Origin of the sequence: Thermomonas sp. (genome assembly GCF_025993755.1) — a bacterium.
Classification (GTDB): domain Bacteria; phylum Pseudomonadota; class Gammaproteobacteria; order Xanthomonadales; family Xanthomonadaceae; genus Thermomonas.
In genome coordinates this window covers 1-6,852 of sequence record NZ_JAMQHN010000116.1, presented here as the reverse complement: position 1 = coordinate 6,852, position 6,852 = coordinate 1, and the positions used below count along the sequence as shown (strand labels likewise).

Genomic DNA, 6,852 nt, shown 5'->3' with positions numbered 1-6,852 from the left:
GTCTCCGCCCGCTGCGGGATCGGGCCCAGCAGGCGCCAGGCGATCCCGCCCTTGGAGTCTGCCAGCATCAGGTTCTGGGTGGGCAGGGCGATGTCGTCGGCCATGGCCAGGGCGGCATCGACGTCGGCGGCGGTCGCTAACCGGCCCAGCCCGAGATTGACCGCTCCGGGCAGGTGCGCCACCCAGCGCAGGGTCAGCACGCGGCCGTCGGGCAGGGTCGCCAGGACGGGGCCCCATTCGGTCTCCTGGACTTCGACCGCGGCGAGCTTCCCGTTCGCCACTTCGATCATTTCCAGATGGCTGGACAGGGAGGCGCAGCCGTCCGTGCGACGCGTGTCGCATGGCGTTTCCACCTTCCAGTCCATGGTGTCGACGTAGCTGTTGGTGAAGCCCCAGGCGATATGCCCGTTGCTGCCGGCGACCACGAGCGGCAGTCCGGGCAGGGTCAGTCCCTGGACGTCGACCTTGCCGCCCGGTGCGGCCGGGTCGGGATAGCGCAGGCGCGCACGAAACCAGATGTTGGGCGCACGCAGGGTCAGGTGCATGTCGTTGGCGAGCAGGGCGCGGCGGTCCCGGGTCAGCGGACCGGCCACAGCGAACTGGTTGCTGCCGGGTGCCCCTGCCGGTTCTGTCCGGGCAGGCAGGCCGGTGGCTGCCGGCAGGCTTCCCAACTGCACCTCATACGCCTCGGGCAGCGCCGCATCGCCGCGCGGAGCGCCCTGCAGGGGCGCATCCCAGCGGCTGCCGTCGCGCGTCAGCAGGGCGTAGATTTCCTTCGGCAGATAAGGGCGCATCCGCCAGAGCGCCAGCGCGTCGGCGTCCTCGCCGCCCTGCAGGTCGAAATACATCGCATAGGCGACCAGCGGCGAGTCCTCGGCGCGCCAGTGCAGGGGAGACTGGCGCAGGAGCAGGTAGGGCCAGGGCCGGGCGCGCAGGGCGTCGAGGCCCGCGTTGACGCCATTGACATAGGCGTCGAGCACGGCGCCCTTCTCGCCCACGATGGATGCCATGCCGGCTTCGACCCGGGCGCGCAGTCTGTGGACGCGGTGCCGCTTGTCGGTCGCGAGTGCGGCGTCGCCGACCAGCTCGGCCAGCTCGCCTGCGGCGCTGCGCCGCATCAGGTCCATCTCGAAATAGCGCTCCTGCGCGTGCACGAACCCAAGCGCGCGCATGGCGTCCGCTTCGCTGGCGGCATCGATGGTGACCGTGCCGTTGATGTCGCGGCTGATGGTCGCCGGTGCGCTGAGGCCCGGCAGCTCCCGTCGCCCGTCAAGCTGTGCCAAGCTTCCGCGCAGCAGCCGCAATGCGCCGACGTAGGCCAGCGCGATGAGCACCAGCACCACGAACGAGGCCAGCGTCAAGCGCCAGAGCCATTTGCGCATCGATTCTCCGGATTCGGGGGCGCATGGACGATGCGCGGGGACTTGCAAAATGGCAAGAACTTGTTGCAGGATCAAGCCATGGGAGAAATTTTCTCACCGTTTGGCAACGGAAACCGCAATAACCGCGCGGCGACAACGCGTGCGCGGCTGCGGGCCTGCGCCTAGGCAAGCGAGACAGCCGAATCCCACCAAGCCCGCGCCGCAAGGCGCGGGCTTTTTCGTTATGCGACATCCGGTTTCAGGAGCCCACCATGTGTTCGATCTTCGGAATTTTTGACCTGCAATCGCGTGATGAAAGCCAGCAGTTGCGCCGTGAGGCGCTGGAGCGCTCCGCCCGTCAGCGCCACCGTGGGCCGGACTGGAGTGGGGTGTATTTGGATGAGGGCGCAATTTTGGTACACGAACGCTTGGCCATCGTCGATCCTGCGGGCGGTTCGCAGCCGCTGCTCTCGGATGACGGGCAACTGGCGCTGGCGGTGAACGGCGAGATCTACAACCATCGCGCGCTGAAGAAAGCCTTGCGGCAGCCCTACGCCTTCCAGACCGAATCGGACTGCGAGGTCATCAATGCGCTGTACCGCGAGGACAGCCCGGACAGCTTCCTCAACCGCCTCAACGGCATCTTCGCCTTCGCACTGTGGGACAAGGGCACCGGCCGTGCCCTGATTGCCCGCGATCCCATCGGCGTGGTGCCGCTGTACTGGGGCCACGATGCGCAGGGACGGCTGCGGGTGGCTTCGGAAATGAAGGCGCTGGCCGAGGACTGCAAGGACGTGGCGCAGTTCCCGCCGGGGCACTGGTTCGACAGCGCCACCGGGGAGCTGACGCGGTACTACCAACGCCCGTGGCGCGACTACGACGCCGTGGCCGGCGTGGAGGTGCCTGCGCAGGAATTGCGCGAGGCGTTCGAGGCTGCCGTGCATCGCCAGCTGATGACCGACGTGCCCTATGGCGTGCTGCTCTCGGGCGGCCTGGATTCCTCGCTGGTCGCCGCCGTGGCGGCGCGCTATGCGCGCAACCGGATCGAGGATGGCGACGCCAGCGAGGCGTGGTGGCCGCGCCTGCACAGCTTCGCCATTGGCCTGAAGGGCTCGCCGGACCTGGCGGCGGCGCAGGTGGCCGCGGAAATGCTGGGCACGGTGCATCACGGGTTCGAGTACACCTTCGAGGAAGGACTCGACGCGCTGCCGGAGGTGATCCGCCACATCGAAACCTACGACGTGACGACCATCCGCGCCTCCACGCCGATGTTCCTGCTGGCGCGGCGGATCAAGGCGATGGGGGTGAAGATGGTGCTGTCCGGCGAGGGCAGCGACGAGATATTCGGCGGCTACCTGTATTTCCACAAGGCGCCGGACGCGCGCGCGTTCCACGAGGAACTGGTGCGCAAGATCGACGCGCTGTGCAACTACGACTGCCTGCGCGCCAACAAATCGATGATGGCCTGGGGCGTGGAGCCGCGCGTGCCGTTCCTGGATCGCGAGTTTCTGGACGTGGCGATGCGCATGGATGCCAAATTCAAGATGGTGGACAAGGGCAGCGCCGGCCCGCAGCGGATGGAGAAGGGCGTGCTGCGCGCGGCGTTCGATGGCTATCTGCCAAAGGAAATCCTGTGGCGACAGAAGGAGCAGTTCAGCGACGGCGTGGGCTATGGCTGGATCGACGGCCTGAAGGCGCACGCCGAGGCGCAGGTGTCCGACCGTGAACTGGCCGCCGCCGACAAGCGTTTTCTGGTGAATCCGCCGCAGACCAAGGAAGCGTATTTCTACCGCACGCTGTTCGAGCGCCTGTATCCGGGCACGGCTGCTGCGGAGACGGTGCCGGGGGGCAAGTCGATCGCCTGCTCGTCACCGGCGGCGATTGCGTGGGACGCCAGCTTCGAGGCGATGGCCGACCCGTCGGGTCGCGCGGTGGCAGGCGTGCATGCGAAGGCGGTGGAAGCGGTTTGAGATGAGGTCTCACAAAACGTATGAAGAATCTGCCATGTCGGCGTAGGTCTGGAGGCATCCGGACGTGCTTGCGTGAAAGCTTTCCCGTGAGCACATCGAGGTCGCCAATGCTGCCCGTCAGCGATGTTGATCGTACGGGTTCGTCTTTTCGCTCTTCCGGCCATTTCGAGGCAGATCGGTAGGGTAGGGGCGCCACGCGCTGCGCAGTAGCCAGGCTCCGCTGCCGGCCAGTACAAGGCCAATCCCGACGAACCACCACGACCACGCTGAGCCACCGGCTTCGAGTACAGCCTCGGAGGGTGCTGATGGATTGACGAAGACCTGCACTTGGGCACCGGGGGGATAGTGCGCCCGCAGCCAACGCGTGGTGCCTTCGCGATCGCCGCTGGCGGTAGGGCTGAAGGCGATGCGGTGGCCGCGGTGGAGACGATTGTCGAATCGGTAAACGTATGTCACGTCCGGACGCCATGCGGGCTGGCTGGAGCGTGGCTGCATGGTTTCGACCAGTCGACTGGATTCGATCCGTGCCGATACCGTTGCCCAGCGCTGCGTTTGTCGGGCGTGCCAGATGTCACTTCCCTGTTGGCAGGCCAGCAGCAGTCCCAGAAGCGTCAATCCCAGCGCGAACGGCAGCATCGCGATGGCGAGTGGCCCGCGTGCCCCGGCGATGCCGCGCAGCAGGCGTTCCGGCAACAGCATCAGCAACTGCCCCAGACCCATCAGCAGCAGTGGCAGTGCGAACAGGCCGAATGACAAGGGCATGGGGTTATGGCCCGCAGGCAATGTGTCGGAACAGTCCGGCCGGAATTCCGACGTCGTCGCGGCGGGACTTGCGGTCGCGCAGTTGTCCATACCAGAGCGGCATCCCCATGTCGGGCAGGAATACCCGTGCCGGTGCGCGCGTGTCGGCACGTGGCGTGCCGTTACGGGCAGTCATGTTCTCCGAAATGGCGAACATGTCGTGGAGGGTCGAATGGAGACCGGACATTGCTCAGGGTCGGGGTTGGAATGCACGAGGGGCCAATCTGTGCGGGAAAACCGCCAGCAGCAGACCGGCAATCAGGCCGCCGGCGGCACCCGCAAGCAGCATGGCTTGACCGAGGTTGGGACCGCCGGCCCAGGAATCGTGGAATACGCCAGGGACCTCGTCCTTGAAACGCAGTGCGCCGGAGACCAACCCGGCCAGCGGCAACAACCAACGCAGGCGGGGCCGCCAGACATGCACCGCAAGGGCGAGTACGGGCAGGATCAGCAAGGTCACCTGCCAGGCCAGCATGCTGCCGAACAGCGCGCCGTAGAACACGAACCCCAGCAGCAGGACGGACGTGGCGTCCCCGGGCTGCGCCATCCACAGCGCGCCGAACAGGATCGCACCGCCGACCGCGCCGGCAAGCGGCGTCGCCAGCAAGGCGGTGGCCAGCACCGAGGCAATGCGTGGCAGCCAGGGCGTGGAGCCGGCTTTGCTCGGCAACGTCTGAGGCACGGGCGGTTCGGTGGACATGTCGTGGCGGTCATCCTCCGGAACCGGGTGCGCACCCTCCCTGGCGCGCGAAACCTTGGAATGGGTGGCGGGCTAGATCTGCACCAGCCCCAGTCGCGCGGCTTCCAGCGTGGCTTCGGCGCGGCTGTTGACGTTGAGCTTGCGGTAGATCGACTTGAGATGGTCGGAAACGGTGTGGCGGCTGATTTCGAGCTTCTCGGCCAGCTCCGGCAACCGGCAGCCCTTGCTGACCAGCACCAGCACTTCGCGCTCGCGGGCGGTGAGGGTTTCCGCACCGGGCGAGGGGTCGGGATCCATCGGCTGGAAGGCGCGCAGCAGGCGCTTGGCGATTGCCGGCGAAAGCGGCGGCTCGCCGCGCAGGATGCCGTCGAGCGCTGCGGCAAGGCGCTCCTCCGGCTGGTCCTTGAGCAGGTAGCCGTGGGCACCGGCGCGCAGCGCCGGGAACACGTGGGCGTCGTCGCCGAACAGGGTCGTCACGACGATGGTGCAACCGGGGCAGCGCTGCGCCAGCGGGCGGATCAGCGCGGTGCCGTCACCGTCGGGCAGGCCGAGATCGACCAGCGCCAGCTGCGGCTGGATGTCGGAATCGAGCAAGCGTCTGGCCTCGCCCAACGTCGCTGCGTGATCGACGTGGATCCCGGGAAAGCGCTGCGCGAGCAGCGCGGTCAGCCAGTCCGCAACCTCGGGCAGGTCTTCCAGCAGCAGTGCGCGGGCGGGGATCGCGGTCATGGCGTGATGTTCCCGCCTGCCGCCGCTTCCGGGTATCCCTCGGCTGCGGGGGGCACCGGCAAATGGAGCCACCACGGCGCAGCCGGCCGGGTTGGGTCCGATGCCTGCATGCACGGGATTTTCATCCCGACAGGCTGCACTGCGGTGGTGCGTCAGGCAAGCCCCGTTCCACGGGAATCGCGAAGGTCTCCATGTTCGCGACAACACTGCCGCAGTCAGTTCAAGCCGCGCTCATTCGATGGGTTCGCGCAGCACGGCGGCGTCCCAACCGGGTCTGGGCGCGAAGCGCTCACCGTATTTCGCTTGCAGCGCCTTGAGCCGCTCCAGCAGCGCGTCGGCGCCGACGGTGCGGATGTGCTGGATCGGGCCGCCCCGGAACGGCGCGAAGCCGGTGCCGAAGATCACGCCGGCGTCGAGCAGGTCGGCGTCGCTCACCACGCCGGCGTGCAGGCAGGCCACCGCCTCGTTGAGCAGCGGCAGGATCAGTCGATCCTCCAGGTCTTCGGGCGGCTTGTAGCTGGCGCCAGGCAAGGTCTTGACCGCCTTGCCGTTCTCCCATTTGTAAATGCCCTGGCCGTCTTTCTTGCCGCGCTGATTGGGCTGGACGGTGGCCAGTGCCGCCGGCACCTCCAGGCCAAGGAAGGGCGCCAGTTCCTTGCCGACGCTGGCGGCCACGTCCAGACCCACCGTGTCCAGCAGTTCGATCGGGCCCATCGGCATGCCGAAGGCAACGGCCGCCTTGTCGATGGCCGGGCCGGGGATGCCCTCGGCATAGGCCGTGGCGGCTTCCAGCATGTATGGGAACAGCACGCGGTTGACCAGGAAGCCCGGCGTGCCGGCCACCGGCACCGGGAACTTGCCCAGCGCCTTGCAGAACGCGGCCAGCCGGCGCTCGGTCTCGGCGTCCATGCCGTCGTGATGGATGATCTCCACCAACGGCATCTGCGCCACCGGGTTGAAATAGTGCAAGCCGGCGAACTGCGCAGGGCGGGCGATGTGCTCGCGCAGTTCGTCCAGCGGGATCGACGAGGTGTTGCTGGTCAGCAGCGCGTCCGCCTTCATGCGCGGCTCCAGCGCCTGGTACAGCGCGCGCTTGGCGTCCGGATTTTCGATGATGGCTTCGATCACAAGATCCGCGTCCGGCACGCCGTCGCCGCTCAGGTCCGACTTCAGGCGCGCCGCGACTTCGGGGCGCTTGGCGGGATCCTTCACTTTCTTCTCGAACAGCGCCTGCGCGCGCGCAATGGCCGGGTCGATGAAGCGCTGCTCGCGGTCCTGCAGCGTCACCTCG

At 67.5% G+C, this 6,852-nt stretch carries 7 protein-coding genes; 1 reads left to right on the top strand and 6 read right to left on the bottom strand.

Going from position 1 to position 6,852, the window contains the following annotated elements; translation table 11 throughout:
• On the bottom strand, window positions 1-1,382 hold a 1,382-nt coding region (locus tag Q0X16_RS07910; RefSeq protein WP_297832966.1), incomplete at its 3' end, for a penicillin acylase family protein.
• 251 nt (window positions 1,383-1,633) lie between these two features.
• Here Q0X16_RS07910 and asnB point away from each other — a divergent pair.
• On the top strand, window positions 1,634-3,331 hold the full coding sequence (gene asnB, locus Q0X16_RS07905) for an asparagine synthase B (protein WP_297832965.1): 1,698 nt from the start codon (window positions 1,634-1,636) through the stop codon (window positions 3,329-3,331).
• Window positions 3,332-3,448: 117 nt separating this feature from the next.
• Here the strand turns inward: asnB and Q0X16_RS07900 are convergent, their stop codons facing one another.
• The 5 genes from Q0X16_RS07900 to Q0X16_RS07880 form a co-directional block, all read right to left on the bottom strand.
• Entirely contained in the window at window positions 3,449-4,087 is a 639-nt protein-coding gene (locus Q0X16_RS07900) for a DUF3592 domain-containing protein (RefSeq protein ID WP_297832962.1), read from the bottom strand.
• Window positions 4,088-4,097: 10 nt separating this feature from the next.
• Complete coding sequence (locus Q0X16_RS07895; RefSeq protein WP_297832960.1) at window positions 4,098-4,268, bottom strand: hypothetical protein; 171 nt, start codon at window positions 4,266-4,268, stop codon at window positions 4,098-4,100.
• A 54-nt stretch (window positions 4,269-4,322) separates the two neighbouring features.
• Complete coding sequence (locus Q0X16_RS07890; protein ID WP_297832958.1) at window positions 4,323-4,832, bottom strand: hypothetical protein; 510 nt, start codon at window positions 4,830-4,832, stop codon at window positions 4,323-4,325.
• Window positions 4,833-4,904: 72 nt separating this feature from the next.
• Window positions 4,905-5,561, bottom strand: coding sequence for a response regulator transcription factor (locus Q0X16_RS07885; RefSeq protein ID WP_297832957.1), 657 nt, complete (start codon window positions 5,559-5,561; stop codon window positions 4,905-4,907).
• A gap of 231 nt (window positions 5,562-5,792) precedes the next feature.
• The coding region (locus Q0X16_RS07880; protein ID WP_297832955.1) for a 3-hydroxyacyl-CoA dehydrogenase NAD-binding domain-containing protein at window positions 5,793-6,852 on the bottom strand (1,060 nt) is incomplete at its 5' end.